18 protein-coding genes are annotated in these 24,565 nt (G+C 44.9%); 14 read left to right on the top strand and 4 right to left on the bottom strand.

Annotated elements, in window-relative coordinates; genetic code table 11:
• Positions 1-85: 85 nt before the first annotated feature.
• Positions 86-1,189, bottom strand: a complete 1,104-nt coding sequence (locus KN811_RS12010; RefSeq protein ID WP_187963802.1) for a zinc metalloprotease — start codon at positions 1,187-1,189, stop codon at positions 86-88.
• 374 nt (positions 1,190-1,563) lie between these two features.
• Between KN811_RS12010 and KN811_RS12015 the strand changes: the two genes are divergently transcribed.
• The gene (locus KN811_RS12015) at positions 1,564-2,430 is read left to right on the top strand and encodes a cupin-like domain-containing protein (RefSeq protein ID WP_187963803.1); all 867 of its coding nucleotides are present in this window, start codon (positions 1,564-1,566) and stop codon (positions 2,428-2,430) included.
• 88 nt (positions 2,431-2,518) lie between these two features.
• Here KN811_RS12015 and KN811_RS12020 read toward each other — a convergent pair whose 3' ends face one another.
• The 3 genes from KN811_RS12020 to KN811_RS12030 all read right to left on the bottom strand — a co-directional run bounded on the left by KN811_RS12020 (position 2,519) and on the right by KN811_RS12030 (position 5,349).
• Positions 2,519-3,016, bottom strand: a complete 498-nt coding sequence (locus tag KN811_RS12020) for a regulatory protein RecX (RefSeq protein WP_187963804.1) — start codon at positions 3,014-3,016, stop codon at positions 2,519-2,521.
• Between the two features lie 151 nt (positions 3,017-3,167).
• On the bottom strand, positions 3,168-4,712 hold the full coding sequence (locus tag KN811_RS12025; RefSeq protein ID WP_187963805.1) for an Rne/Rng family ribonuclease: 1,545 nt from the start codon (positions 4,710-4,712) through the stop codon (positions 3,168-3,170).
• Between the two features lie 346 nt (positions 4,713-5,058).
• Positions 5,059-5,349, bottom strand: a complete 291-nt coding sequence (locus KN811_RS12030; RefSeq protein WP_187963806.1) for an HU family DNA-binding protein — start codon at positions 5,347-5,349, stop codon at positions 5,059-5,061.
• A gap of 131 nt (positions 5,350-5,480) precedes the next feature.
• Between KN811_RS12030 and mutY the strand changes: the two genes are divergently transcribed.
• From mutY to KN811_RS12095, 13 genes are all read left to right on the top strand, one after another.
• The gene (mutY, locus tag KN811_RS12035; protein ID WP_187963807.1) at positions 5,481-6,518 is read left to right on the top strand and encodes an A/G-specific adenine glycosylase; all 1,038 of its coding nucleotides are present in this window, start codon (positions 5,481-5,483) and stop codon (positions 6,516-6,518) included.
• Between the two features lie 221 nt (positions 6,519-6,739).
• Positions 6,740-7,198 carry a single-stranded DNA-binding protein gene (locus KN811_RS12040; protein WP_187963808.1) on the top strand — a complete coding sequence of 153 codons (459 nt, stop codon included), beginning with the start codon at positions 6,740-6,742 and terminating at the stop codon, positions 7,196-7,198.
• 25 nt (positions 7,199-7,223) lie between these two features.
• Positions 7,224-8,558 carry a gliding motility-associated protein GldE gene (locus KN811_RS12045; RefSeq protein ID WP_247716474.1) on the top strand — a complete coding sequence of 445 codons (1,335 nt, stop codon included), beginning with the start codon at positions 7,224-7,226 and terminating at the stop codon, positions 8,556-8,558.
• A gap of 66 nt (positions 8,559-8,624) precedes the next feature.
• The gene (gldD, locus tag KN811_RS12050; protein WP_187963810.1) at positions 8,625-9,188 is read left to right on the top strand and encodes a gliding motility lipoprotein GldD; all 564 of its coding nucleotides are present in this window, start codon (positions 8,625-8,627) and stop codon (positions 9,186-9,188) included.
• A 113-nt stretch (positions 9,189-9,301) separates the two neighbouring features.
• Complete coding sequence (locus KN811_RS12055) at positions 9,302-10,501, top strand: glycoside hydrolase family 88 protein (protein ID WP_187963811.1); 1,200 nt, start codon at positions 9,302-9,304, stop codon at positions 10,499-10,501.
• 335 nt (positions 10,502-10,836) lie between these two features.
• The gene (locus KN811_RS12060) at positions 10,837-11,868 is read left to right on the top strand and encodes a LacI family DNA-binding transcriptional regulator (RefSeq protein WP_187963812.1); all 1,032 of its coding nucleotides are present in this window, start codon (positions 10,837-10,839) and stop codon (positions 11,866-11,868) included.
• Positions 11,869-12,109: 241 nt separating this feature from the next.
• Positions 12,110-12,865: a sulfite exporter TauE/SafE family protein gene (locus tag KN811_RS12065; RefSeq protein ID WP_187963813.1), complete on the top strand. Its 756-nt coding sequence runs from the start codon at positions 12,110-12,112 to the stop codon at positions 12,863-12,865.
• Positions 12,866-12,986: 121 nt separating this feature from the next.
• Positions 12,987-14,396 (top strand): hypothetical protein, encoded by a 1,410-nt coding sequence (locus KN811_RS12070; protein WP_187963814.1) that lies wholly within the window; start codon positions 12,987-12,989, stop codon positions 14,394-14,396.
• Positions 14,371-14,727 (top strand): response regulator, encoded by a 357-nt coding sequence (locus tag KN811_RS12075; RefSeq protein ID WP_187963815.1) that lies wholly within the window; start codon positions 14,371-14,373, stop codon positions 14,725-14,727. Before KN811_RS12070 ends, KN811_RS12075 begins: the two co-directional genes overlap by 26 nt.
• A gap of 4 nt (positions 14,728-14,731) precedes the next feature.
• A complete protein-coding gene (locus tag KN811_RS12080; protein ID WP_187963816.1) occupies positions 14,732-17,278 on the top strand; it encodes a hybrid sensor histidine kinase/response regulator in 2,547 nt (848 codons plus the stop codon).
• 620 nt (positions 17,279-17,898) lie between these two features.
• Positions 17,899-21,042, top strand: coding sequence for a SusC/RagA family TonB-linked outer membrane protein (locus KN811_RS12085; protein ID WP_187963817.1), 3,144 nt, complete (start codon positions 17,899-17,901; stop codon positions 21,040-21,042).
• Positions 21,043-21,060: 18 nt separating this feature from the next.
• Positions 21,061-22,710 carry a RagB/SusD family nutrient uptake outer membrane protein gene (locus KN811_RS12090; protein WP_187963818.1) on the top strand — a complete coding sequence of 550 codons (1,650 nt, stop codon included), beginning with the start codon at positions 21,061-21,063 and terminating at the stop codon, positions 22,708-22,710.
• 82 nt (positions 22,711-22,792) lie between these two features.
• Positions 22,793-24,373: a discoidin domain-containing protein gene (locus KN811_RS12095; protein ID WP_247716475.1), complete on the top strand. Its 1,581-nt coding sequence runs from the start codon at positions 22,793-22,795 to the stop codon at positions 24,371-24,373.
• Positions 24,374-24,565: the final 192 nt, after the last annotated feature.

Below are 24,565 nucleotides of genomic sequence, written 5' to 3' on the forward strand. Positions count from 1 at the left end.
ATCACCGGGAATTTTTGATAATTTTATATAAAGGTATACAAAAAAGGCACCAAAAATGGTGCCTTTAGGAATATTTTAAAATTTTCTATTGCACAAAACTATCCCGTGCACCACCCGAAGCAAAAATAGCCCGCATCCTGGCTTTCTGGCCTTCGGAGAACATCTGCATACACGCATCGTCTACATAGTCCATAAAGTTCATAGTCATATCATTAGAGCGGCAGTGCGCGGTAGGGTAAGAAGGACACCCGTAGTTGGGACGGTCCGAAGTCGGGGTATCGGCCACAAAATCGTCCCGGTTGCACCTGCCGTCACCCCATATGTGGCGAAGGTTAAGCCAGTGACCTACCTCGTGGGTAGCAGTTCTTCCTTTGTTAAATGGAGCCTGTACATATCCCTGTGAACCGAAGTACTGGGGAGATATTACCACACCGTCTGTATCCGGGCTTCCTCCCGGGAACTGGGCATATCCCAGAATGCCGCCACCAATATTACACACCCAGATATTCAGGTATGTCGAAGGGTCAATGGCATCCGAACCTCCCTCTGAAGAATGCTTCATGTCGTTATTGGTGCCCCACGAAGTCCTGGTAGAAGATTTTCGGATGACATCCGCCAGGGTAAACTGAATATCGGAATTTGCAATTACACCTTCAAATTCAGCAGGTACCTGGTTAATATCGCTATTAGACGCGTTAAAATCATTGTTAAGCACCTGTATCTGGGAATTGATCTGGGCATCACTGATATTTTCATCTGAGCTATTGTAGATCACATGCACCACCACAGGTATGGTTATAGTGCCCAGCCCGTCATCAACCGGATCGTCGCCACCGTCATTTCCACCTCCGCCATTACCGTTTCCGTTACCGTTGCCATTACCTGTACCGTCGGGCTTTTTGGATGCGATAAAGGTCCTCAGGTTCTTTTCAACATCATACATTCGCTGGTAGAGTCCGGGGTCTTTGTCCAGTTGCTTTTTCAGCATCTCCATGGAATAACAGCTCTTACCACCCGCTTCCGGCCGGGCAGCAAGATCGTCCTCTTCGGCATAAACATAAAAGTCGCTCATATCAACTTCCTGTTCGGCGTTGACAGCTTCTTGTGGTGTAACTTCCGCATCCGGATCCCGGTCGCAGGACAGCATCATCAGGCCAAAAACGGCCATGGCAAAACTTACTTTTCTCATAAAAATTTGCTTTAGTTAGTAATAAAGATTCCCAAATATATAATTTTTTAACAAAAATTAAAGGTTTTGTTAATATTTTTTTAGGAAGAATTATCCCTACATTACAATGTTATTACCTTACTAAGCATGTGTCTTTTCTTAAAACAACTGCCGTACCCCTGAACGCAACGGGAAAAAAGTGGGGGTTTTATTCTGCTTTCGATATAGCCATTCACTATCAGAATTTTTACAGTTATTTCATACAAAACAAATTTGCGAAAAGTCATGGTTTCTTACATCCGGCATGCAAGACCTGCCACTTAAATGAAATTTTAAGAAACAATTTTGAAACAATTCTTTAACTTTGCCCGGTTAAAAATCAATGTACTTTATCTATGCAACTGCAGGAGATCCCTCGTGTAAAGAATATCACTAAAGAGGACTTTTTAGCCCGGTTTGTAAAGCTCCAAAAGCCTGTGGTTATCCAAGAACTCACCAGGGACTGGGGAGCTTATGACAAATGGCACCTCAGTTATATCGACAAAATTGCAGGAGACCGGATCGTTCCGTTGTATGACAACCGGCCTGTGAGCCATGAGGACGGTTTTAACGAACCGCATGCCAAAATGAAGATGAGTGAATATATCAAACTCCTGGAAACAGAGCCTACCAATTACAGGATATTTCTCTACAACCTGATGAAGGAGGTGCCTTCCCTGCAGGAGGATTTCAAATGGCCTGAGATCGGATTAAAGCTGGTAAAACAGCTTCCCATGCTCTTTTTCGGTGGGGAGAACAGTAAGGTTTTCATGCATTTCGACATTGATTATTCCAACATACTGCACTTTCACTTTCACGGAAAAAAGCAGTGTATTATCCTTCCGCCGGACCAGTCGAAATACCTGTATAAAATTCCGCATTCACTGATATCGCGCGAAGACATCGATTTTGATCACCCTGATTACGAAAAATGGCCTGCCCTGAAGCACGCCAAAGGCTATATTGCCAACCTGGAACACGGTGAAATGCTCTATATGCCGGAAGGTTACTGGCATTATATGAAATATCTCACTCCCGGTTTTTCCATGAGCCTGCGGGCATTTCCGAGACACCCGATGAACCTTGCCAAAGCGGCATACAATGTGCTGATCATGCGCCACTTTGATAATTTTATGCGCAAACGCAAAGGACAGGCCTGGATAGACTACAAGAACGAACAGGCGGTAACAAGGACCCACAGGGAACTCGGTATCACAGTTTAGGTTATATTGTTACCGGAGGCATTCAAAAAAGGGTTAACCCAGTACAAGAACATTCGTTCGGGTGTTTTTGCGGAGCAAAACATAAGAGCTAACGGGTCAGTTCGTTTACTTTTTCATAGACCAGATGACTTTCCCACCCTCTGTACAGCAGGTAATCGGCCAGTTTTTTTCTGCCCCGGGAAAGGGTTCCGGTACTTTTTTTTCCGGAAGGAAGGCCGTCGCTGATCTGCAGCCATCGTTTTTCTGCGATCTCGTGGAAGGTATCGAGATAATCGTTTTCGTCGATCTCCTTCAGCGCCGCCCGGATGTTTGGCGTTGTAATATCCCTGGCTTCCAGTTCTCTTACAATGCGTTGTTTACCCCATTTTTTCTGGCGGAATTTTCCCCTGGCAAAGCTCCTGGCAAAGCGCTCTTCGTTTAAAAAGTCATGTTCAATTAGGTGTACAACCACCGCATCCACAGCCAGGGGGATCATACGCATTTCGCGGAGTTTTGCCACCACTTCTTTATGGCAACGCTCCCGGTAAGCGCAGAAATGCTCCAGTTTTCGCTTGGCCTGGTCGAGGGTATAGGTTTGTTTGTTCATCGATGTGAAAAAACTAAATGCAGATCAAAAATAAAAACATCTTTGTTATAAAGATTATCTTCGGCTTGTTTTATTTATAACATGAGCCCATAAAAAAACACCTTGCCTCTATCCGGTTGAGGACAGGAACAAGGTGTTCATTTTTTAATGATTAAGATAAAATAGTTCCCTTTTTATCTTTAAATCGGTATTCCAAATACGTGTAAGCGTCTCTTGGTAATATCTTTACCCATTTCTGATGTTCTAAGAACCACTTAGAACGGATGGATGGAAATCCTTTGGTTAAATAGGCCGCAATGAACGGGTGTACGTTAAGCACTATTCCGTTCTTGTAGCTTTTACTTTGTATAACTTTTTCAAGATCGGCAGAGATCTTATCTATTATAACTATGGGGGCCTCTATTTCCCCGTTACCGTTGGGGTTCTCTTCCCTTGTTTTGATATTCATTTCCGGTCTCACTCTCTGCCTCGTGATTTGTATAAGGCCAAATTTACTGGGGGGTAAGATTTTGTGCTTGGCCCTGTCTTCTTTCATTTCCTCTCTGAAATGATCATAGAGTTTTCTGCGGTTTTCCTGTTTTGTCATGTCTATAAAGTCCACAACAATAATTCCGCCCATATCCCGCAACCTCAGTTGCCTTGCTATTTCACTGGCTGCTATGAGGTTTACCTCCAGCGCCGTATCTTCCTGGGATTTGGCTTTGTTAGACCGGTTACCACTATTCACGTCTATCACATGCAGGGCCTCGGTATGTTCTATAACCAGATAGGCGCCCTTGCTCATGGAAACGGTTTTTCCGAAAGAAGTCTTAATTTGTCTTTCAATCCCGTATTTTTCAAATAGGGGAACACGGGATTCATACAATTTCACGATAGATTCTTTTTCTGGTGCAATTTCATGCACGTAATCTTTAATTTGATAGTAAAGCGTTTCATCGTCCACGTAAATTCCGGTAAATGAATCGTTAAATACGTCTCTTAAAATAGACGCTGCGCGATTCATTTCACTCAATACTTTGGACGGGTGTCCCGCTTTGTGGATTTTTTTACACATCGCTATCCATCTAAGGTATAGGTTGTGTAAATCTTTATCCAGTTCTGCGACTTTTTTGCCTTCAGCAACGGTACGAACTATAACACCAAAGCCCTTGGGCCTGATGCTTTGCACGAGTCTTTTCAAACGGTCCTTTTCTTCTTTGCTCTCGATTTTCTGTGAAACCGAAATACGATCGGAAAAGGGGACCAGCACCAGGTATCTTCCTGCTATGGAAAGCTCGGAACTGATCCTGGGGCCTTTGGTGGAAATAGGCTCCTTTACAATTTGTACCAATATAGACTGATTGGATTTAAGCACATTGACTATGCTTCCATTCTTGTCTATATCCTGCTCAAATGGGAAGTCTTTTAATGAAAAGTCTTTTAATTTACCTGTGCTTACACGTTTTATGAATTTCAACAAAGAAGGTAACTTGGGGCCAAGATCGTGATAATGCAAAAAAGCATCCTTCTCATACCCTACGTTTACAAAAGCGGCATTAAGCCCGGAAACAGGCTTTCTGATCTTGGCCAGCATAATATCGCCAACAGCAAAATCACTGCTATCTTCTTCTTTATGTAATTCTATAAGTTTTCCATCCTTTAACAAGGCAAAATCAACGTCAGAGGAACCAGATCTTACGATTAACTCCTTATTCACTCTGAATGATTTTATGTCCATCTCCCATACCATAAAGGCAGGCAGATGAAAGGATTAAACAATAATTTTCACAGGTTTTCCTGCCTTTTACGACAGGCTAATAAACCCGGCGAAACTTTATCTGTCTCGGATAAAGTCTCTATTTCAATGAACGTTGTTAGTTTTTTAAAGCAAAACGACGGAGACACACGACCCCCGAAAATATCGGGGCGAGTTGTGTGTCTCTATCTTATTTTTTCTTTTTATGTCGGTTAGCCCTAGCCCTTTTTTTGCGTTTATGCGTAGCTACCTTATGTCTTTTTCTTTTTTTACCACTCGGCATAGTCTGTAAAATTAGATTAATATGTTATTTAACTTCCACGTTGGTTTTCACTCCCTCAACAAAAACTTTTGCAGGCTTGAACGCGGGAATATTGTGGGCCGGGATCTTTATGGTAGTGTTCTTAGAAATGTTTCTACCTGTTTTTTCAGCTCTGGTTTTAATTATAAAGCTGCCAAAACCCCGCAAATAAACATTATCTCCACTTTCCAATGAAGTTTTTACCTCGTCCATGAAAGATTCTACTGTGGCCTGTACATCTCCTTTTTCCATGCCAAGTTTTTCTGAAATCTTAGCTACGATGTCTGCTTTCGTCATTTTTATTATGTTTTATTAACTATATTAATTTTAGGGGTTGCAAATATATAAATTAATTACTCAAAATTTAAACCCTAATTAATTAAAATTTAACCATATAAACTTTATACTTTTGATTTTTATTCGAAAACATGACTTTTTCAGAGATAATTACAGATTGGTATCATCAAAACAAACGCGAACTACCGTGGCGCAAGACCACAGACCCATACAGAATATGGCTGTCAGAGATCATGTTGCAGCAAACCCGGGTAGATCAGGGTTTGCCTTATTACCTGAAATTCGAAAAAGCCTATCCCACAGTCTTTGACCTGGCCCATGCGCCGGAAGAGGAGATATTGAAGTTATGGCAGGGGCTGGGCTATTATTCCAGGGCCAGGAATCTCCACTACACAGCCAAAGAGATCGCCTTTGAACGCAACGGACAATTTCCATCTACATACAAGGAGCTCCTTAAGTTAAAAGGTGTCGGCGACTATACGGCCAGCGCCATAGCTTCCATCTCCTTCAACGAGGCTGCACCGGTAGTCGACGGCAATGTGTACAGGGTCCTGGCGCGTTTTTTCGGTGTGGACACGCCTATTAACTCCACAAAAGGCATTAAGTATTTCAAGCAACTGGCCGGCGAGCTTATAGACAGGGACAAACCCGCAGCATTTAACCAGGGCATCATGGAATTCGGCTCGATACAGTGCAGGCCAAAATCGCCAAAATGTTCCGAATGCCCGCTGAACTCAAGCTGTGTGGCCTTAAGAGACCAGCTCGTGGACCAATTGCCGGTAAAGATAAAAAACACCAGGCTGAAACATCGGTATTTTAACTACCTCATTGTCCAGAACGAACAGGAAACCCTGCTCTTTCAAAGAAAGAAAAAGGACATATGGCAACACCTGTATGAGTTTCCCCTGATCGAATCAGACAAGATCCTGGAAGAAAAAGATATTATACAGCATCCGGAATTCCGGAAACTGGTCGGAAAAAACCCTTTTGAACTTTCGCGCTACAACAAAGAAGCCGTGATCCACAAACTGTCTCACCAGCACATACATACCACCTTCTGGACCGTGACCCTCGAAGACCATATAAAAGGAGGCATTCCCAAGGCGGAGGTCAAAGCATATCCCGTGCCCGTTTTAATTGCTAACTTTGTACGGGAATATGAATTTTGACCCTTTTGCAGGAGAAAACAGCTAATTTTTAGTATTTTTGGGTAATAAACTGCGATCGTTTTAATGAAAAACACGGGGGTTTTCCAAAAAGCGTGAAACTTCCTGGTTGCGTATGAATAAATTGCCCCTAAGCAAAAACAACAGGACATTTTCAGCGCAGCGGAAAACCATATCATCAATACGATTAAACGAACAACAAAGACCAATAACAGAATATAATCATGAGCGGAACACTGAACAAAGTAATGCTGATCGGGCATTTGGGAGATGATGTAAAAATGCATTATTTTGAAGGAGGAAATTCCCTGGGGCGGTTCCCCCTGGCCACCAATGAGACCTATGTAAACAGGCAAACCGGTGAACGGGTAACCAATACCGAATGGCACAATATAGTGGTCCGGAACAAAGCCGCCGAAATTTGCGAAAAATACCTGAGCAAAGGAGATAAAATATATGTTGAAGGACGCATAAAAACAAGACAGTGGCAGGGAGAAGACGGCAATACCAGATATTCTACCGAGATCCAGGTCACGGATTTCACCTTCCTGTCCGAGAAAAGGGAAAATAGTGACAGCAACTATTCCCAGGCTGCTCCTTCCCCATCTCCGGAAAGCGGAGCTCCCAAGAACGATCCCGCCCCTCCGCAGGATACAGGAGAGGATGACGATCTACCGTTTTAAGTAAGTTTAACCAAATTCACAGCGATTGGACCCTGAACCCTCGAGTTTTTTAATATTTCTTTCCGACATAGGAGGTATAAGTATTTTTAAATTTGTTATGCTTATACTATTGCTCATCTGCTCGGCACTGATCTCGGGAGCGGAAGTAGCCTTCTTTTCCCTGACACAGACCGATATCAACGAGGAAGAAGCCTCCAAAACCACGAGGGGCAACCTTATTGTAAGACTTATTCAAAAACCCAAAAAGCTGTTGGCCACCATACTGGTTGCCAATAATTTTATCAACATTGCCATCGTGTTGTTGTTCAGTTCCCTGGGCAATACCTTTTTTGGCACTATACACCAAAAGATCTTCGGCTTTATAGACCTGAGGTTTCTTATTGAAGTTGTGGCCGCCACGGCCCTGATCCTTCTTTTCGGCGAGATCCTTCCCAAAATATACGCCAGCCGTAACCGGATAAAGTTCGTTCATTTTATGGCCTACCCCCTAGCTGTCCTGGACAAGGTACTCTCCCCGCTGAGTATCCCCATGAAAGCATCGACCTCTTACCTTCAGGACAAGTTGGGAAGGCAAAAGACCAATCTCTCGGTAGACCAGCTGTCTCACGCCCTGGAACTCACCTCCGAAGAGGACACCACCAGGGAAGAACAAAAGATCCTGGAAGGCATCGTGTCTTTTGGCAATACCGACACGAAACAGGTGATGTGCCCCCGCATCGATATCTTTGCGCTCAGCGAAGACCTGAAATTCTCTGACGTGATCAGGGAGATCGTCAAAAACGGATATTCCCGAATACCGGTGTTCAAAGAGAATGTAGACCATGTTACAGGAGTACTCTATGTAAAAGACCTCCTGCCCCATATCGACAAAAAGACCCTTAACTGGGCCAAGCTGAAAAGAGAAGCCTATTTTGTTCCCGAAAACAAGAAACTCGACGACCTCCTCAGGGAATTCCAGGACATGAAAATGCACCTGGCCATTGTGGTAGACGAATACGGAGGAACCTCCGGCCTGGTTACACTCGAAGATATCATCGAAGAAATTGTCGGCGATATCAGCGATGAGTTTGACGACGAAGACCTTATTTTCTCCAAACTGGACGAAAACAACTACGTTTTCGAAGGCAAAACCGCCCTGAAGGATTTTTACCGGGTGCTGCGGCTCGAAAACGAGGACATATTCGAAGAAAAAAAGGGGGAGTCAGAGACCATCGCAGGATTTGTACTGGAAATCGCCGGTAAATTTCCCCGGGTACGGGAAAAAATAAACTTCCACAATTTTACGTTTGTCATAGAAGCCCTGGATGAAAAACGTATCAAGCAGATCAAGGTCACCGTTAACAATACCGTAAACAATTAGACCTCACGTTTACACGTTTAAAGGAATTACCTGCCACCTGGTCCGGCGGGAAAAAAGAACCCGAGAGTGAAGAAAAACATCCGTATTATATATGCCGTTGTAATAACATTGTTGCTCACTGCCTGCGGCAGGGACCCTATGCCCAAGCCCCAGGCCGTACTCCGGCTCGAATACCCCGAAGCCCGTTACAGCCCCGTAAAAACGGACTGTCCTTTTCAGTTCGAAAAAAACACCCTCGCCCTGGTGAAACATACGGGCAATTGCCGGTTCAATATCGAATACCCGGAGATAAAGGCCACGATATTCCTCACCTATATGCCCGTGCAGAACAATCTCAAATCCCTGGTTCGCGATGCGGAAAAACTCACTTTCGACCACGTGATCAAAGCCGATGAAATAGGCGTGGGCGGACAATTCGAAAACGAAGGGGAACACGTATATGGCAGGCTGTATGAAGTGGCAGGAAACGCAGCATCCCAGGCCCAGTTCTATGTCACGGACAGCACCTCCCATTTCCTCACCGGATCGCTCTACTTCAACACAAAACCCAATTACGACTCCATTCTCCCCGCGGCAGATTACCTCAGTAAGGATATCCGCAAACTCATGGAATCCCTTCAATGGAAATAAAAAAACAATACAATCGATTGTTTTTTGATGAAAATGTATATATTTGTTGTGTTCGACAACATGTAATGCATTTATATGCTGACCTATAAAACTAACCAAAACACGGTATTATTATGAAGTATAAGCTCGCCCTGCTACTCTTTACAGCCCTGGCCTGGACCGGCTGTTCCGAAAAGCCTTCCCAAAAAAAGGCACCATCCATCCTGGAACTCTCACAGGTCCATTATGATTCGCTCTATAAAACTATCACTCCCCTGAAGAACAGTGAAAAAATGATGCCCCGGACCACCCGCAACGGAAAACTGGTCACCGTAGGCATCTATGACTGGACCAGTGGTTTCTTCCCGGCTTCCCTGTGGAACCTTTACGGGCTTACCAAAGACAAAAAATGGAAAGACCGTGCTGTGGAATACACCGAAAAGCTCGATTCTATACAGTACTGGGAAGGAAATCACGATGTGGGCTTTATCATGGAGTGTACATATGGTAACGCCTTGAAATATATGGATTCCCCGGCGTATGATTCTGTCGTGGTACAGACCGCAAGATCACTTTCTGCCAGGTTCCGGCCCAATGCAGGTGTGATCCAGTCCTGGGAATGGTCTAAAAAATGGGACTGCCCCGTGATCATAGACAATATGATGAACCTGGAGCTTCTGTTCCACGCCACAAGGATCACCGGCGATTCTACTTACTACAATATTGCGGTTTCACATGCCGATAAGACCATAGAAAACCACTACCGGGAAGACAACAGCTCCTTTCACGTAGTAGATTATGATACCGAAACAGGAGAAATCATTAAAAAGAACACCCACCAGGGGCTTAGCGATGATTCTGCCTGGGCCAGAGGACAGGCATGGGGCCTTTATGGCTTCACCATGTCCTATCGGGAGACCGGGGATCCTAAATACCTGGAGCAGGCACAAAAAATAGCCGATTTTATTCAAAACCACCCCAATCTTCCGGAAGATAAAGTCCCCTACTGGGATTACAATGCCCCCGCTTCCAAAGACACTCCGAGGGATGCTTCTGCCGCTGCAATAGCCGCGTCTGCCCTTTACGAATTAAGCACTTTTGCAGACAACAAAAACGCACAAACTCATCAGGATTTTGCCAACCTTATCATGGAAAGCCTTCGTTCTCCCGCCTATTTTGCCAAAGTGGGGACCAATGCAGATTTCCTCCTCATGCATTCCGTAGGAAGCAAGCCCCACGATGTGGAGGTCGACGTTCCCCTGAACTATGCAGACTATTATTTTCTGGAGGCCTTGCTCAGAAAAAAGGACATAGACGGAGAAAACAAGTCCTGATCCGGTATATACTTCTATTGAGTTATACACATAGATACTATTCGTACTAAATATTCACAAGCAAATGATGAAACATCTGCAAACTCGTAAAATGAATGAGCATTTCAAAAGAGCTTGACTTTGTGACCTTTGTGCCTGCTTTGTGGCTCTTTGTGGTTTTCCCCTGTCATGGGCCTCATTTTACCACAGAGACTCACAAAGTAGACACAGAGTATTGTTTAGAAATTAAATGTATAACTCAATACTTCTATCTATGACAACAATTTACAGACAATTCTCTTTTTCAATCGGCAGATGGTAGTAAATTTACACCTCCCATCAGACAGTACACGATCATGAAAAAAGGGAATCCGACCATACACGAAATAGCCAGGGCTCTGAATATCAACAGCTCTACGGTGTCCAGGGCTCTGAACGACAGCAGCAGGGTAACCCAGAAGACCAAAGAAAAAGTCCTGGCCAAGGCCAAGGAACTTGGTTATCAGCGCAATCTCCTGGCCTCCAACCTGCGCCGGAGCCGCAGTAATACCATAGGAGTGGTTGTCCCAAGGATCTCGCGCCATTTCTTCTCCTCCACCATTGCAGGAATAGAAGAAGCCGCCTTTTCTGCGGGTTTCAATGTTATTATCTGCCAGTCTCTCGAAGCACTCGACCGGGAGCAACGCATCGTAAAAAACCTGATAGCAAACCGAGTAGACGGCATCCTCATTTCTGTCTCCATGGAGACCACGAACAGCAAACATCTCGAATACTTTCGCGATAACGGGATCCCCCTGGTTTTTTTCGACCGTCATTGTGCCGACATGCCCGATGCCAGCAAAGTTCTCATAGACGACCGCCAGGCCGCTTATGATGCCGTGACACATCTTATCGGCAAAGGCTGCCGGAAAATAGCTCATTTTTCAGGGCCCCAGGAACTGCGGATCTACAAAAACCGGCTAAAGGGATACAAAGAGGCACTCAGGGATAATCAGATAACCTACAACCCCAAACTCGTTCTCACCTCCAAGCTCATGGAAGCAGACGGATATGCATCTGCACAAAAGCTCCTGGAAAGCTCGAAAGATGTTGACGGTATCTTTGCAGCCAACGACGTATCGGCCATCGGCGCCATCAAATACCTGAAAAAACAGGGAAAACAGATCCCCGAGGACATGGCCATTGTAGGATTCAGCAACGAACCCATCTCAGAAGCCATCGAACCCTCGCTCACTACGATAGACCAGTCCGGATTTGAGATCGGAAAGATTGCCTGCGATCTGCTGGTCGACAATATCCGCAGCCGGGAAAGTACCGGAATACACAACAAAACCATCTTCATAGATACCACCCTCATAGAAAGAGGCTCTACCCAAAAGAACGGGTAAAAGATCTCCCGTGCCTTATCTCAAATTGTGACCAAACTGTACATAATTTACACACGTTGTATAATTATTGTATATCCCGTAAACGGTCAATCCGCCCCAAAACGTACAAAAATGAGATAAAAAGCTGTTTTGACCGTAAATCTTCACCTTTTAAAGTTAAAAATAACTTAAATAAAAAGCTACTGCACGCTAATTGCTAATCAATCCCAAAACTTAAGATGTTTTATTTAAACAAAGCCTGATGAAGATTATCATACTTATCATAGGTGGGTTCTTAATTTTTGCCCTGAGCACATTAAGTGGTGGTGGAGCGAGTTTATTGTTAATGCCACTCATCATCTTTGTGGTAGGGGCAAAATCCGTAGCACCTATAATGACCCTGGGAATTGCGATGAGCAGTAGTTCCCGTGTGTTTTTGTTCTTTAAGAATATTGACTGGAACCTGTTTAAATGGCTGTTGCCCTCTACCATTGTAGGTTCGGTTCTGGGAGCACGGCTTTTTGCTTCTTTGTCTTCGGACTGGATACAACTGATCATTGGTGTATTTCTCGTATTTACCGTGGTCCAGTTTTTTCAGAAACCCAAAGACGTTAAGAAGAGACACATTAAAACCTGGCATTTTGTACCCATTGGGTTTGGTATTTCGTTCTTGTCCGGGCTCATCGGTGGTGTCGGCCCTTTAATGAATTCGGCCTACATGAATTACGGAATGACCAAGGAAGAACTGATCGGCACCCGCTCTGCCAATGCCGTGGTACTTCACATCTCAAAATTAGCGAGCTATGCTTATTTCGGTTATATGACCGGAGATGTTTTGAAGTTCGGCATTATTCTGGGTATTACTGCCATTGTGGGCAATTATTTCGGAAAGAAACTTCTGAAAATGATCTCGGAACTGTTCTTTAGAAAAATTGTTATCACAACAATGGTCATAAGCGGTGTGTTAATGATTTACAAGCATAAGGATTTTATTCTGAACATTATTCATTCTATTTAATACAATCTGAAAATAACAGATATGAAATGTCCATAAGCAAAGCAAACATCCTACTGATCGATATGATTATTCTGATGAGCATTTCATATAACCTGATATAAACAAACAAAAAAACAGACAGATGAAACTGAGTATAACAGATCACGTACATTTGGTCGAGCCTGGTGATTTCGAACCCTCGGAGCACTGGTACCCCAGGGTTCTCAATTCAAATATTCATCCGCTGGTGAGTCATTTCCTGCATCTCACCACCGAACAGTACATAGAAAGATATTGCCGTTTAAATCCTCAAGCCAATCCCGGGGCATTGAAAGAGATATTGAACTATCAACCCCGGTATTTTAAGTGGTCGGGAACGGATATGATGCATATTACCAACAACATCGGAGCAAAAAAACTGACGGTCATAGAGACCAACTCCTGTCCCTCCGGGCAAAAATCCATGCCGCTTCTGGACCTGAATGTCGAACAAGGCGGTTATAAGCGATTGATCGAAGACACTTTTTTGCCTCAGGTTGAAAAACACGATGAAGAAGGGGCATTAGCCGTGATCTACGACAAGAACCCCATGGAAAATGTGGGGTATGCCTCTACACTGGCAGATGCATTCGGGGAAGATGTATATTTGGCAAAATTCGATAAGAACGACCCCGATCCACCCGCAAAATTCGAGGACAAAAAACTGTACATAAGATCGGAAAACGACCAGTGGATCCCTATCCGGGCCGCATTCAGGTATGTGACCCAGGAACCCTGGAACCGGATCCCTGTCGGTTCAAAGACCTTACTGCTCAACCCTATTGAAGCGTGCCTGGCCGGCGGCCGGAATAAATCTGAAGCCTTCCTGGCCTATTCAGACTTCAATGAAAAGTTCAAAGCAGACGGAATCGGTATCAACACCCCGGAAACTTTTCTGGACGTTGAACTGAATGACATCCCGGAATATTTCGAAGCCCTGGGTAAGAGCATGGTTATCAAAGTGCCCGACAGCAATGCAGGACAGGGGGTTTACACCATTACCTCAGAAAAGGAACTGGAGCAGGCCATGAAAGCGCTAAAGCAAAACCCGCCTGAGGATAAATATTTGATCCAGCAGCTCATTTACAGTAACTATATTGACGGAGCCGACAAGGAAAAGGCCTGGTATCACGTAGGAACGATCCCGGACAAGAAAAACCGCAGCTACGCTTTCGACCTGCGTTTAATGATGCATTACACATCATCCGGCATCCGCCCCCTGGCCATCTATTCGAGAAGGGCAAAATTGCCGCTTAACCAACCCATGCCCGAAGGTGCCGACTCCTGGGACCTTTACGGGACCAATCTCTCGGTAAAACAGACCGAAGGATGGTCTTACGACGATGAAAGGCTGATGTTGTATGATATTCGTAACTTTGCCAATCTCGGTCTGGGAATAGATGAACTGATCTCCGGTTTTATACAGTCGGCCATGGCAACTTATGCCATCGACCAGCACGCCATTAAAAAATTTGACCACGTAAATTATGAATTTGAAAGTATTAATAGTTGAGGACGATATTGTATTTTGTAAGCTGCTTACAAAATACCTGAATAACAATTCCGTAAACACCAACGACGCACAGTCTGCCGAAGCTGCAAAAAAACTTCTGGCAGCCGAAACGTTCGACTTTGTGGTGATCGATTACAAGCTCCCCGATGAGGACGGCCTGGCCGTACTGCAATGGATGGACCAGGAACATATAGAAGCCCGCAAGATTTTAATGAGCCGGTTTGAAGACGAAACCGTGATCCGGAAAGCTACCGACCTGGGGGTAAAGAAATTCATCAAAAAACCCATTAAGCCCAATGAGCTTCTGGAGCTTATCAGGGAGTTAAAATAATAGCATGTTTCGGCTGAAAGGAAAAGCGCTTTGGCTTTTTGCCATCATCGTTGTCGGGTTTGCCAGCGTAGGGGTTTACTTTTACATAAGCCTTCAGTCGTTAAATAAACAGGTAGAAGCCAGTGTTTACCCTCAGAGAAGGTCCGACTACCTCAAAAAGACCGCTCTGGATGTCAACAGGCTGAATAACCTCTATCTGGTCGATTCCATTAAATTTTCGCCGGAAAAGGTCGATTCCATCATCGATGCGATCGAACTGAACCTGGACTCCATAAAAACCGACTCTTACGACTCGGATATTCTGGACGGTAAAAAGCTCGATACCATTCCGAAATTGCTGAGGAGTGTTCAGAAAGAATATCTCGAGTTGGAGCGGATAAAGCAGGAGAGTGCATCGAAATTCATTAACGACCTCGAAAGCCTGCTCAGGAAAGAGCTTGCCGAACTGAAACTCAACAGCAAGGACTCGGTAGCTATTATCAGGCAAATTACGTCTAAGATATACGACCGTGCCATCGATGAGAACGACAACTTTACAGATGCAGACATCAGGAGCGAAAGGGGCAAGGGCTTTTTACGGCGGTTATTCGGATCTGACAACAAGGACGGAAAAAACGAAAAACGAGACGATCCTCCGGCCAGGGAGATCCCAAAAAGCCGTCAGGACACCCTCGTATCGACTTCCGTGGACACCTTATTGACGGCCCCTGTTTTTCAGGACTCATCCGAAATTAAGATCATTTCTGTTTTCGAACGTGTCCAGAAAAGGCAAATAAGCATACAGGAACAATTAAATGACAGGGAAAAACAGATCTTTCAGAAAAACCTCCAGGTCAGCAACTATATCGAAAACATCCTGAAAGAGCTTTTGTTTGAAGAAGTGAAAGCCTTTAACAGGTCTATCGACGACTTTTCCGAAAAGTCAAAAACACATCTCTGGAAATCCGGTATCATCATTCTCGTATTCCTGCTTATCGGCCTAATTTCCACTTTCGTGACCATCAAAGACATCAACAACAGCATTTATTATCAGAAAAAGCTCGAAGCCAGCGAAAAAAGAGCCCTGAGAGAGGCCGAAGAAAAACAAAAGTTCCTCTCTACCATGAGCCACGAATTGCGGACCCCGCTTACCTCCATCATCGGATATGTAGATATGCTGAACCAGAATGACGAAAATGTAAAGGCTATAAAGACCGCTTCGAACTATCTGTATCAAATGACCAACGAGATACTCGATATGGCAAAGATCAAAGCGGGAATTATTGACATCAAAAACGAGGCTTTCAACCTCAACGAAGTGTTTGAGATGATCCGGGACAACTTTGAACCCCTCATAAAAAATCAGGGATTAAAACCTGTCTTCAAATTCCCGGGAACACCTGTTTATGTCTTTTCAGATCAATACAGGATATTGCAGATCGTCTACAACCTGGTTCACAATGCACTTAAATACACAGAGAAGGGATCCATAGAAGTCCGTTGTGAACACCAGGTCATTGAAAACGGTTTTACCGAACTGAACATCGTGATCGAAGACTCGGGGATCGGGATGGATGAAGAAGAACAAACAACAATTTTCAAGGACTATCAGCAGGCAGGGACCCATAAAAATAAAATGAAAGGCACCGGGCTCGGTATGGGGATCGTAAAGAAGCTGGTCAAAGAAATGGGGGGACAATTAAAATTAAAAAGCGAACTGAGCCGGGGAACCCGGTTCGATATCCTTTTTACCTTTAAAAGTGCAAAGGCTTCAGATGTTCAGCTGCCGGAGAAAATACGGGAACTTCCCGCAGATGTCCTTCAGGGGAAGCGTATTTTTGCAGTAGATGACGATCCGTTGATCACCCGCCTCTATGAAAATATCTTTACAGGTTTTGGCGCTGAGATCACTACCGTTAACCAGGCCAAAAAAGCCAAAGATCACCTGCTTCAAAATTCGTACGACCTGGTTATTTTTGATATGAAAATGCCCCAGATGACAGGAAGCGAGGTCATGGATGCGCTGATCGAAGCCGGTGTAAAACTGCAAAGAAGCGTGATCTGTACGGCCAATGTGCTGCTTTCCGAAGAGGACAAAAAGAATTTTGACAAATTTGATCATCAACTTTTTAAGCCCCTGAAAAAACAGGATATCATCAGGTTGATCCTAAAAGCATTCGATATCCAAGATTCCCATAGCAGCGAAGAAGATAGTGCCAAAGCACCCGAAACCGGCCCCGGATGCCTATACAGCCTGGAAGACCTCAGGGCATACACCGGTGATGATGAGGAGGCACTCCTGGAAATGCTTCACCTATTGCTTTCCGAAAACAAAAAAGAACTGGAAAAACTCGAACAAACCATTGAGGCCTCAGATCTTGAAGAATGCGCAAACATCATTCACAAACTCTCATCGAGATTTGCCCAGCTGAACATAGAACCTCCCGTTGATCCCAAACAAACCGAACTCGATCTAAGGGATCAAAAAGACCAAAGTATTCAGCAGGTAAGGACCCTGTTTGAATTCTGGAATAAATGCAATGTGTTTCTGACGGGAAAATATAAAAAGTGATTTGAATTTTTTCGTATGATCTAAGGTTTAAATACTTAAGGCTCCCCTCTTCGTCTCAAGAGGGGAGCCTTATACTTTTCTAAAAAACTTAAATCACTTTACAATGACAAAACACAAAACCGCATTTCAGAAAACATAAAAACCCTACGCCGGCCCGGCTCGTCTCAGTCCACTTTTTACTTTCAGAAATTTCCGTTATATCCACAACGTAAAGCCTCTTTTATGTCCGGGGCAACACCTTTAAAACAACATCTGTTCCCGTTTTGGGGCACAGTATAAAAACAATCGATTGTATTTTGTTTGCCATTTTCTTGCATTTTATGTTTCATTATTATACATTAGCCACTCTTTTAAGACCAAAACTGTATAATCCAGAATTTTAAGTACCCTGATCAGCAAATAATCTGATTGGAAAAACAAAATGTGTTCGAACCTTAAGGATGTGGAAAGACATATGTGTGCAAACGATTGTATTTGTTTTGCCCCGTCCCTCATATGATCTTAATCCATAAGGCCCGGTACATTTTCCGGTACAAAGCCGCTTTATAGCGTGTTCGTTAACATGTGTCCTTGTGATACTTTTTTAAAACCAAACTAATTCATTCAAAACTGATCAAAACATGAAACACTTTTGCAGGAAATGGCACCACAAGCTGTGCCTCTTCATTTTGCTGTGCAGCTTTTCAGCGACCTATGCACAGACCACGGTAAAAGGTACCGTCACCTCCGAAGGTGACGGACAGCCACTGCCCGGGGTGACCATTATGGTAAAAAACACTTCTACCGGTGCAGCCACGGATTTTGACGGGAATTACGAGATCTCAGTCCCTGATAATAATACCATATTAGTATTCAGTTACATAGGATTCATTACCAAAGAGGTCCCGGTCAACGGGCAATCCACTTTAAATGTTCCCCTCGAGGAAGATGTTTCTGAGCTGGAAGAAGTTGTAGTAGTGGGTTATGGAACACAGAAAAAAGTAAACCTTACCGGTGCGGTCTCCACGGTAAGTTCGGAAGCCATAGAAGACCGGCCGGTTACTTCACTGGCCACCGCCCTCCAGGGCACAACTCCCGGTATGAACATCACACGAAATACAGGACAACCGGGAAACGAGGATCTAAACATTCAGATCAGGGGCGCGTCTTCCGTTAACGGTAATGTAGATCCCCTGCTCATCGTAGACGGGGTCACTGCCCCTCTGTTTACCCTGCAAACCATGAATCCCAATGACATTGAAAATATTTCGATATTAAAAGACGGTGCAGCTGCAGCCATTTACGGGTCGCGGGCCGCCGGAGGGGTGATCCTGGTCACCACAAAAACGGGAAAACCCGGAAAAACCGTCTTCGATTATACCAGTCAGTTATCCGTTTCCTGGGCGCTTAACGTTCCGGACAGGATGTCGCTCCTGGACGAAGCGCAATATTCCAACCTGGCCAGGACCAATGCCGGAGTAGGACTGGAATACAGTGACTTCGACCTGGACAACATCCGCAATGGCGTAGAATATGTAGTATCGCCAACCGATCCCACAAGTTATATTTTTTACAACCAGAAGAGTATTGCCGACCAGGTATTGCGAAAGCGGTCGTTAATGCAAACCCATAATTTCAGTGCAAAAGGAGGTACTGAAAAAGTAAATTACCTCTTTTCTGTAGGTTACCTCGACCAACAGGGAGTGTTCAAGGTTGGTCCCGATCATTTTAAACGATACAACATACGTTTAAATATGGGAGCCGAACTCACCAGGCATCTCTCTTTTAATTCTAAAATATCTTATGCCGTACACAACAGAGACATGCCTTCCAGAGGAGCGAGTGGCTACGGTTTATTGCAACAGGTCTACCAGGCCAGGCAGCGATTCCCCATTTTCACCCCCGAAGGCCGGTTGAACGGGGGAGCCGGATCATCCGGTAACAATACCTATGCGTACCTAACACAGGGAGGATATGAATACCGGGACATTGACGATGTAGACGGAATATTTACCTTCACCGCCAAGGATTTTGTAAAAGGCCTGCAGGTCAGAGCCATTTACGGGCGGAAATTTCAGTCACAGGATTATGAAAAATTCCAGAGAAAGGTCGATCTGTGGGGACGTTTTGAGCCTGTGTACTTTCTGAACAATCCCAACTCTTATGAAATGAAGAGGGCCATTGCCAAACAGGAAAATTTCCAGTTTCTGGTAGATTATGACCTCACCCTTGCCGAAGATCACAACTTCCATGTCCTTGCCGGATACCAGTGGGAAGACTTCCGGTTTGACAGGGTCATCTCTTCCGCCAACAACCTCGCAAGTAACGACCTGCCTTCACTCAGCCTCGGCGGAGACGATTCAGAATACAGAAACTCACAAGTGATCACTACACGGGCCATGCAGTCGTTCTTTGGCCGTTTTAATTACAACTACAAAGACAAATATCTGCTCGAGGCCACCATCCGGGGCGATCAAAGCTCTACCCTGGCGCCGGGACTCAGGGAAAGCTGGTTCCCTTCTCTATCGGCAGGCTGGAATATGCACAAAGAAGAATGGTTTGCCAATGCGCTTCCCTTCATTTCAGAATTCAAGCCCAGGGTTTCCTGGGGACAACTGGGCAATGCGCTCGTAAATGCCGACGATGAAGATATCGATGGATTCTACGACTTCGCCAATATGCTCGAAAGAGGTGACGGACTGGTCCTTGGCAATGCAGAAAACCGGGCTACCTACTTCTATCAGAAAACCGTGCCTTCGTCTACACTGGCCTGGGAAACCATAGAAACCTTTAATTATGGTTTATCCATGGGGCTGCTGAAAAACAAGCTACACATAGATTTCGACTATTATATAAAGCGCAACAAAAACATGCTGGTGGGCATTAAACTTCCCGCTACCTTCGGTGTTGAGCCCCCTCAAACCAACGACGGTGAATTAAAGTCCTGGGGATGGGAACTGGGCCTTAGCTACAAAGACAAGATAGGGGATGATTTTAACTACAACATAGGCTTTAACCTTTCCGATAACGACAATGAGCTGACCCGATACCGTGGCATTACCGTTGTCAATGACGGACTGAACGAAAAGGTCGAAGGATATCCCATAAACAGTATTTGGGGCTACAAGACAAGACCGGGCTACATAGAATCCCAGCAACAACTGGATGCAGCACCCTTTTACAACAGCCTCACAGGGATAGGAGATATAGAATACATAGACCGCAATGGCGACGGACTTGTCAATGCTGGCGACGGAACGGTAGAAGATCACGGAGACCTGGTGATGCTGGGTAGCACACAGCAACGTTATCTCTTCGGTATCAACGCTAACGCCCAATGGAAAGGTATTGACTTCAGCATGTTCTGGCAAGGTGTCGGCAAGAGGAATATAATACCTTCCACCTATGTATCCCAGGCTCTTGTTTATACCTGGATACAGCCCAGGGCCTATCATTCGGATTACTGGACCCCCGACAATCCTGATGCCGCCTTTCCAAGGCCGTATCTGGGAGGTAATCATAATTTCGTGAATTCTGACCGGTGGACACTCAATGCCGCTTACATCCGTTTGAAGAACGTACAACTCGGATATTCCATTCCCCAGGAACATCTGGACAAAATCGGCCTGACCAGGGCGAGGTTTTTCTTCTCCGGAGAGAACCTTTTAACCATGTCCAAACTGGGAGTGTTCAAAGGAACTCTCGATCCAGAGCAGAAAAACGACGTGAATTCCGATTATCCGTTTTTCGGCACTGTTTCCTTTGGAGTTAACCTTTCGTTCTAATCACAAAAAACTCACACTATGAAATTAAACAATAAAATAATAAGGATACTATTGCTCGTATCCGTATTAAGCCTTTCCGCCTGTGATGTAGACCGCATGCCGGAAACCCAGCTCAGCGATGACTCCTTCTGGGCCAGTGAAAATGACCTCAAGGCGGCATCAAACTATTTATACACTTTTCTTCCGAAGCTACCCGTAACCACAGATGTATGGTCTGACGATGCCATCGGTACAACCCCGAATAATATCAGTGACGGATCCCGGATCACCCCGGCTACATATGAAGACTATCCTATAAATGACTATAACGATTATAATGATCCGTATAAGTTAATAAGAGCCGCTAACAATATCATAGAAAAGGCTCCGAGAGTCGTGAAAGCAGGTGTGGATCAGCAAATCATTGACTGGTATATTGCCGAGGCCCGGTTTTTCAGGGCATGGGGATATTTTTCCCTGGTACAACGTTTCGGAGGAGTTCCTCTTATCCTGAAAACTCTTGCTGAAGATGCTCCCGAATTGCAAGAGGGTAAGGCATCCAGGGAAGAAGTACTAAACGTTATTTACGAAGACCTCGACTTCGCAGCTGAAAACCTGAGAGGTCCCGACGACCTGGAACCGGACACCGATTACGGCAGGATAACCAATACGGCCGCGCTGGCCTTCAAATCCAGGGTAGCCCTTTTTGAAGGTACCCGCGCCAAATATCACAGTTACGGGGATCCTGAAAGACACCTGACCCTGGCCAGAGAAGCAGCTAAAGCAGTTATAGAATCAAACAAACACGATCTGTTCGCCTCCTATTTCGACCTATATCAATACGAAAGCGAAGGCAGGCAAAACAAAGAAAATATCCTGGTCAGAAAGTACGGGCAAAGCCTGGGGAACAGCATTGTCTATCACAATGCACAGCGTAACCTCGAAACCGGGGCGGCCAATCCCACAAAATTCCTGGCAGATTCTTATTTGATGACCGACGGCCTGCCCATAAGCAAATCCCCGATGTACGAAGAGCCCACCAATACGGAAGAGGTGTTTAAGAACCGTGACCCCCGCATGGATGCCACCTTCTTTAAAAAAGGTGACCCGTATATTCAAACCATCCCGGTTTTCAATGTCCCTGTCCTTAGTTTTCACAAAACTGGTTATGCCAACAGGCGATACGCTAATATGGAAGACTGGAACAATTCCCGTTCCTATATAGACTATGCCATTATCCGCTATGCAGAAATCCTTCTAAATTATGCCGAAGCTGTATACGAACTGGACGGGGCTATAAGCGACAGTGATCTGGACATATCCATCAACAGGATAAGATCCCGTGCCTCCATGCCCGATCTCACCAATACCTTTGTCTCCACCAACGGGCTCGACATGCTTCAGGAAATCCGGCGGGAGAGAAGGGTAGAACTCGCCCTGGAAGGTTTTCGCTATTGGGACATTATCCGATGGAAAATCGCCGAAGATGTTTTGCCTCAGGACATCCTGGGAAATGTCTTTTTCGATGAATTCGGAACGGAGGTCATTCCGGAAGTCAATGAAGATAATATCATAGTTGTTCAGAAAAAATCGACCAGAACCTTCGACCCTTCCCGGGATTATTTGTGGCCTTTTCCAACGGACGAACTGGCTTTAAACCCCAACCTGGAACAAAACCCCGGATGGTAAAAACACCTAAACCATGCTGACCGGCCGGTTAGCATGGTTTATTCTTATTAATAACCAACAAAACCCAAAATCAATGAAAATCATGAAAAAAAAGTTCATCATGCTGTCTTTTGTGGCAGCAGCTATTGCAGGCTGTTCCAAAGACCATTTCAATGCTGCCGAAGTCGGGCCCGGTGCCGATAACCTTACCGCTAACCAGCCGACATTCAACAACGAGTTCAGTACACAACCCTACAAGCTAAACGTCATTTATTTTCTGCCACAGGACGTAGAGCCTTTTGCAGATTTTAAACGCCGTATCAGCACTATACTTTTGCAAACCCAGGGCTTTTTCGCCGAAAACCTGGAAAGGGAAGGCTTTGGAAGGACTTCCTTCGGCCTGGACCTCCTGGCAGAAAACCTGCTGAACATAGACACCGTGAGGGGAGAATATGCCCAGGATTATTATTCGTACTCCGGAGGCGGTTCTAAAATAATCCCCGAAATAGAACAATTCTTTGCCGAAAATAAACACCGTAAAAAAAGTGAACACACCCTTGTCATCGTCCCCTCGCGTTCCGGCGACCCTTTAAATCCCGGCGGAGTTCCGTTCTACGGGCTCGGCAAATATTGCTTTGCCCTGGATTATCCGTATATGGATGTCCAGTACCTCGGGCAGGATGATGTATACGGAAACCTGGCTACCAAATGGATCGGGGGACTGATACACGAACTCGGCCACGGCCTCAACGCTCCGCATAATAAAGAAAGAAAAAGTGAGCAACCCACCCTTGGAACAGCATTGATGGGTAGTGGAAACCACACTTATGGCAAAAACCCGACATTTATCACTGCCGCCTCTGCCGCTACCTTTGCCAATTCCCAGACCTTTAGCAAGGTAGAAAGGACTGATTGGTACGATAAAGTAACCCACAACCTCAGTAAACTAAACGCGAAGTTCGAAAACGGCAGTATCATTATCGATGGTCAGTTTAGTAGCGATCACACCGTCACCGATATTAATTTCTATCACGATCCGGCACCATCAGGAGGGAACAAGGACTACGATACACCCACCTGGACGGTTAAACCCGACGGGGATACTTTTCATGTCGTATCTCCTCTTTCCGACTTTTATACGCTGGACGGCCTTTACCAGTTAAGGATCCGTTTTTATCACGAAAACGGAAGCTCGAAGACCTATTCTTTTCAATATGAATTCATAAACGGAATTCCACAACTGGATGACGTTGTTATTAAAGAATTACTAAGCAGGGACGGCTGGAGCATTCTTGAAGCGGACAGCGAAGAAGATACCGGCGCCGCCGCCAAGATGTTAGACGGCGACCAGGGCTCCGTATGGCATACCGAATGGAAACAGACCCTCCCCAATCACCCTCATCATTTTGTGCTGGATATGGGAGCGGAAACCACCGTGGACGGATTTGCCTTTTTAAACCGGTCCAACCTCAACGGCGCCATTAAGGATTGCGAAGTGTTTACCAGTAACGACAATATAAACTGGACCAGCCAGGGCACCTACACATTAAAGGAACAAACCAGCTGGCAATACATTAAACTGCCATCAACAGCGTCCGCCAGGTATATGAAACTGGTTACCGCAAATTGTTACGGAGGTTTCAGCTACACCCACCTGGCAGAAATCGGAGCTTACTCAGATTAATATAAAAAACATGAAAATGTTTTGAGTTAGTTGTTTTTTACCATGCAGTAGGTGCTTTATTTTAAAGCGCCTGCTGTTTTTGCATTTCAATAATGAACCAAAAAACACACAGAAGAATGATTTCTTTTTAGCTTTATACTTATAAGGACTGATGACAGGTGACGGAAGACCGAAGTAACCATCCGCCACCTG

The sequence above is a fragment of the Sinomicrobium weinanense genome (assembly GCF_018863395.1).
Taxonomy (GTDB): domain Bacteria; phylum Bacteroidota; class Bacteroidia; order Flavobacteriales; family Flavobacteriaceae; genus Sinomicrobium; species Sinomicrobium weinanense.

Bases quoted from the DNA above. Each gene is read 5' to 3' on its own strand.
- KN811_RS12010 (WP_187963802.1), bottom strand. From the start codon at position 1,189: ATGAGAAAAGTAAGTTTTGCCATGGCCGTTTTTGGCCTGATGATGCTG.
- KN811_RS12015 (WP_187963803.1), top strand. From the start codon at position 1,564: ATGCAACTGCAGGAGATCCCTCGTGTAAAGAATATCACTAAAGAGGAC.
- KN811_RS12020 (WP_187963804.1), bottom strand. From the start codon at position 3,016: ATGAACAAACAAACCTATACCCTCGACCAGGCCAAGCGAAAACTGGAG.
- KN811_RS12030 (WP_187963806.1), bottom strand. From the start codon at position 5,349: ATGACGAAAGCAGACATCGTAGCTAAGATTTCAGAAAAACTTGGCATG.
- mutY (WP_187963807.1), top strand. From the start codon at position 5,481: ATGACTTTTTCAGAGATAATTACAGATTGGTATCATCAAAACAAACGC.
- KN811_RS12040 (WP_187963808.1), top strand. From the start codon at position 6,740: ATGAGCGGAACACTGAACAAAGTAATGCTGATCGGGCATTTGGGAGAT.
- KN811_RS12055 (WP_187963811.1), top strand. From the start codon at position 9,302: ATGAAGTATAAGCTCGCCCTGCTACTCTTTACAGCCCTGGCCTGGACC.
- KN811_RS12060 (WP_187963812.1), top strand. From the start codon at position 10,837: ATGAAAAAAGGGAATCCGACCATACACGAAATAGCCAGGGCTCTGAAT.
- KN811_RS12065 (WP_187963813.1), top strand. From the start codon at position 12,110: ATGAAGATTATCATACTTATCATAGGTGGGTTCTTAATTTTTGCCCTG.
- KN811_RS12070 (WP_187963814.1), top strand. From the start codon at position 12,987: ATGAAACTGAGTATAACAGATCACGTACATTTGGTCGAGCCTGGTGAT.
- KN811_RS12075 (WP_187963815.1), top strand. From the start codon at position 14,371: ATGAATTTGAAAGTATTAATAGTTGAGGACGATATTGTATTTTGTAAG.
- KN811_RS12080 (WP_187963816.1), top strand. From the start codon at position 14,732: ATGTTTCGGCTGAAAGGAAAAGCGCTTTGGCTTTTTGCCATCATCGTT.
- KN811_RS12085 (WP_187963817.1), top strand. From the start codon at position 17,899: ATGAAACACTTTTGCAGGAAATGGCACCACAAGCTGTGCCTCTTCATT.
- KN811_RS12090 (WP_187963818.1), top strand. From the start codon at position 21,061: ATGAAATTAAACAATAAAATAATAAGGATACTATTGCTCGTATCCGTA.
- KN811_RS12095 (WP_247716475.1), top strand. From the start codon at position 22,793: ATGAAAAAAAAGTTCATCATGCTGTCTTTTGTGGCAGCAGCTATTGCA.